The sequence below is a fragment of the Bradyrhizobium jicamae genome (assembly GCF_001440395.1).
Classification (GTDB): domain Bacteria; phylum Pseudomonadota; class Alphaproteobacteria; order Rhizobiales; family Xanthobacteraceae; genus Bradyrhizobium; species Bradyrhizobium jicamae.
The window spans coordinates 125,302-129,329 of record NZ_LLXZ01000205.1 but is presented as its reverse complement, the minus strand read 5'-3'; the positions used below and the strand labels follow the sequence as shown (position 1 = coordinate 129,329).

5 protein-coding genes and 1 pseudogene are annotated in these 4,028 nt (G+C 62.0%); 4 read left to right on the top strand and 2 right to left on the bottom strand.

Annotation, left to right across the window (positions count from 1 at the left end; all coding sequences use genetic code 11):
- Together CQ12_RS35910 and CQ12_RS35905 are read left to right on the top strand one after the other, a co-directional pair.
- The coding region (locus CQ12_RS35910) for a TRAP transporter small permease subunit (protein ID WP_057839982.1) at positions 1-668 on the top strand (668 nt) is incomplete at its 5' end.
- On the top strand, positions 665-2,089 hold the full coding sequence (locus CQ12_RS35905; protein ID WP_063799871.1) for a TRAP transporter large permease: 1,425 nt from the start codon (positions 665-667) through the stop codon (positions 2,087-2,089). The genes CQ12_RS35910 and CQ12_RS35905, both read left to right, overlap by 4 nt.
- A 273-nt stretch (positions 2,090-2,362) precedes the next feature.
- Here CQ12_RS35905 and CQ12_RS35900 read toward each other — a convergent pair whose 3' ends face one another.
- Positions 2,363-2,614 (bottom strand): hypothetical protein, encoded by a 252-nt coding sequence (locus CQ12_RS35900; RefSeq protein WP_210180599.1) that lies wholly within the window; start codon positions 2,612-2,614, stop codon positions 2,363-2,365.
- Positions 2,615-2,813: 199 nt separating this feature from the next.
- On the opposite strand from CQ12_RS35900, the gene CQ12_RS35895 reads away from it, so the two are divergent.
- Both CQ12_RS35895 and CQ12_RS35890 read left to right on the top strand, forming a co-directional pair.
- Positions 2,814-3,272, top strand: a complete 459-nt coding sequence (locus CQ12_RS35895; RefSeq protein ID WP_057839980.1) for a YidB family protein — start codon at positions 2,814-2,816, stop codon at positions 3,270-3,272.
- A gap of 26 nt (positions 3,273-3,298) precedes the next feature.
- Positions 3,299-3,559 (top strand): GlsB/YeaQ/YmgE family stress response membrane protein, encoded by a 261-nt coding sequence (locus CQ12_RS35890; RefSeq protein WP_057839979.1) that lies wholly within the window; start codon positions 3,299-3,301, stop codon positions 3,557-3,559.
- Positions 3,560-3,591: 32 nt separating this feature from the next.
- Here the strand turns inward: CQ12_RS35890 and CQ12_RS47010 are convergent.
- Positions 3,592-4,028: pseudogene (locus tag CQ12_RS47010) on the bottom strand (exopolyphosphatase); the annotation flags it as partial.

Here is a 4,028-nt window from a genome sequence, read left to right as displayed (position 1 = left end):
TGGCGGGCGGCCGGTTCGGCCGCCCGCCATTGATGCGGCTCATGCGGCCGGCCTTGCGTCGCGCCGCAAGTGCGCCGCCCGAACGGTCGGCGGAAGGGGGAGGGATGGCTGAGGCGACAGAAAGGCAGCCGCCGGCGCTCCTGGCCATAATCAGGATCATCGACGGTTTCACGGATCGGACCGGCACCATCATCTCGTGGCTGTCGGTGCCGCTTGTTCTGGCCGTGGCCTACGAGGTTTCATCGCGCTACCTGTTCAACGCGCCGACCATATGGGCCTACGACGCGACCTACATGCTCTACGGCTCGCTGTTCATGCTCGGAGCGGCCTACGCGCTGCACAAGGGTGCTCACATCCGCACCGACTTCTTCTGGGAAAAGTTCTCGATCCGCAGGAAGGGTCTGATCGACACGATTTCCTACATCGTCTTCTTCTTTCCGAGCCTGATCATGCTGTTCCTGATCAGCTTGAACGAGTTTCACTACTCCTGGCAGATCAACGAGATGTCGGACCAGACGCCGTGGCGGCCGGTGCTGTGGCCGTTCAAGTTCGTGGTGCCGCTCGCCTGCCTCCTGCTGCTCATCCAGGGCGTGTCCGAGCTGATCAAGAGCATCTACATGGTGCGCACCGGCGTCGAGCTCGAGCACAAGGAGAAGGTCGAGATATGACCGCAGAAGCGCTCATCGGCCTCATCATGCTCGTGGTGCTGCTCGGGGCGATCTTCATCGGCGTTCCGATCTCGTTCACGCTGCTGTTTCTCGCTTTTGCGTTCGGCTACGTGGGCATGGGTGCGACGGTCTTCGACCTGGCCTACTTCCAGACCATCGGCCTGATGAAGGAGGAGCTGCTGGCCGCGGTGCCGCTGTTCATCTTCATGGGCTTCATCACCGAGCAGGCGGGGCTGATGGAGCGCCTTTTCACGGCGTTTCGCATGCTGCTTGCGCCCGTGCGCGGCGCACTCTTCCTCGTCGTCATCTTGACCTCGACCGTGTTCGCGATGGCGACCGGCATCGTCGGAGCAGCCGTCACCGTGCTTGGCATCATGGCCTCGCCGATCATGACGAAGTCGGGCTACGACGCCAAGCTTTCGGCGGGGACCATCACTGCGGGCGGAACGCTCGGCATTCTCATTCCCCCGTCGGTCATGCTGATCGTGATGGGACCGGTGCTCGGGGTGTCGGTCGCCGATCTCTATGCTGCGGCCTTCGGGCCGGGCTTCCTGCTGGCTGGCGTCTACATTGTCTACCTGATGGGCCGCGCCTTCTTGAACCCCAAACTCGGGCCGCCGGTGCCAAAGGACGAGCGGATCTTTTCGGCGGCGCACATTGCGCGCGAGGTTATCGTCGGCACGCTGCCTTTGCTCGGGCTCATCACGGCGACGCTCGGCTCAATCATCGGGGGGCTTGCGACGCCGACGGAGGCCGCCGGCATTGGCAGCGTCGGCGCGCTGATCCTGGCCGTCGCATATGGCAGGTTCTCGCTCAGCGGGCTGCAACGAGCGCTGATCTCGACGATGGCGACGTCGAGCATGGTCCTGCTGCTCGCGGTCACGTCGAACATTTTCGGGGCGGTGTTCGCCCGCCTCGGCTCCGCGAACTGGATCACCGAGACGATGCTCAGTCTCCAGCTGGCGCCAAGCCTCATGCTGATCGTCGTGCTGTTGCTGATTTTCCTGCTGGGTTGGCCGTTTGAGTGGCCGGCCATCATCCTGGTGTTCCTGCCGATCTTCTATCCCGTCGTGAAGGGCATGGGCATTGACCTCATATGGTTCGGAGCATTGGTTGCGGTGGTGCTGCAGACCGCCTTCCTGTCGCCGCCGGTCGCCATGTCGGCGTACTATCTCAAGCAGGTGGTCAAGGGCTGGAGCCTCGCGACGATTTACGCCGGCATGTTCCAGTTCATGATCCTGCAGGTGATCTGCGTTGGGCTGATGATCGCTTTCCCCGGCATTGCGACCTGGTTTCCGCAGAGGCTGCACGAGGCAGCCCGCAGTCAGGTGATCCCGGAGGAGCACAGGAAAATCCTGGAACAGCAGAAGCTGGCACCGTCCCTGGAGGACGATGACTGGCTGACTCCAAAAAAGAAGTAGCCGGGTGTTGTGTGTGCCGGTTGGTGTCCGCGTGGCACGCTTGTGAAGCGGCTCGGTGGCGCACACTAACGAGGAAGTCGCGGCGAGATACCCGCCTTGGCTCCTGAGGGCTTTGGGGTTCGGAAGGCCAAGACGAATATCTCGACGCAGACGCGCCAGTCCCACACCGGGAGCGAGCCCCGGCATAGGGGCGATACACGAAACCAAAGAAGGTGTCTCTGGCGCTATTGTCCCAACGGACACGGGCCGAACCCGAGGAAGACCCCAGCGATATCACGACCAATCGATCGGATCGTATTGCAGTCGACGACGATCCATTTCCTCACGCAGCCGTTCTGCGTATTCTTTTACACCGGGGCCGGCAAAGCGATACCGGCCGCCCGCTCGCAGATCCAGCTCGACCTGCTGCCGGACGTTTTCATAGAACGCCAGAATGCGTTCGTCCTTCATTTGCGAAAAATTCATCGCCAAGCCCCCCATGGCCAAGTCGGAGAAAAACGATGGGGGTGGTTCCGCCGCCGCCATGTTGACCTAGATCAAACTTCGCGTCGCGGTCAGGGCGTTCGCTGCCGGGATGACCGCTGAGCCTATGAGCGGCTTTGGCAGCGTGCAGCCTGGGTGAGGCCGATAATGCGGCCTTGGCCGAACTTTTCAGCGTTTCTGGAATTTGACAGGTCTGACCGGCCTAACACGGCCTGAACCACAGATGTGAAGGAGGTCAAAAATGAGCCGCGGAATGCCATCGATGACTGCACTCCTTGGGATGCTTGCCCTTGCGGGATATCAAAATCGCGACAAGCTCGCGGAAATATTCAACAGCGCCGTGGGATCGCTTTCCAAACCCGAAGGCGGCAAGCAGCCGCCGGGGCAGAGCGATGTGCTGAGTAACATGCTGGGCGGCGCGGGAGTCGGAGGCCTGCTTGGCGGCGGTCTTGGCGAATTGTTCGAACAATTCAAGAAGAACGGTCAAGGCGAGGCTGCGGAATCGTGGATCGGCACTGGCCCCAACAAGGAGATTTCGCCGCCCCAGCTCAAGCAAGCCATCGGTCAGGATGTCCTGGCGGTGTTGGCGCAGCAGACGGGGCTTTCGCAGGAAGAGCTTCTCGCGCGCCTTTCGCGAGAACTGCCATCAGCCGTCGACAAATACACGCCGGACGGACGTCTGCCTCCGCGCGACGCTTAATTCATCCTGCATAGGGAATTGGTAAGATGAGCATCATCTGGACCATCATTATCGGATTTTTGGCGGGCGTCGTTGCAAAGTTCATCATGCCCGGAAACAATGAGCCGTCAGGGTTCATTATGACGACCATTCTGGGCATCGTGGGCGCGTTCGTCGCCTCTTATCTCGGGCAAGCCCTCGGTTGGTACAAGGCGGGCGAGGGGGCCGGTTTCGTCGGTGCCGTCGTCGGAGCGATCATCGTGCTGCTGATCTATGGGTTCTTTGCCGGCAAGCAGCGCGCGGTTTGAGTTTTCTGCCGATCCTTACTTCGCGCCAACGTTCATTTGCGCACGATCGAACCGGCGCGGCCGACCAGCCGCGCCAGTTGCTTGAAGCGGCTGCCGACGCGGTCGGCGACGAGGTCGACCATGCGATGCTCGAACACCAGCATCAACTTGCGGCCGTGGGTGCGGAAATGTGTGGCGGGTAACACGCCGGTGCGCGCCGCCGAGATCAGGTGCGCAACGCGGAAGGCGGCGCCGAGAATGCGCGCGCGCTCGTCCATCGCCGGCGGCACCAGCTCGCGGATGCGCTCCGGCGGCTCGTTTTCCTCGCTGAGGCCCGCGTAGCGGTAAAACACCGACAGCGCGACGAAGGCGCGGCCCTGATGGCTGATCGAGCCGAAATTGCCGTTGGTGATCAGGCTCAGCGTTTCCTCGCCGCGATGGTCGGGATGCACCCGCCAGCCGATGTCGGAAAGCAGGCAGGCGGCATGGC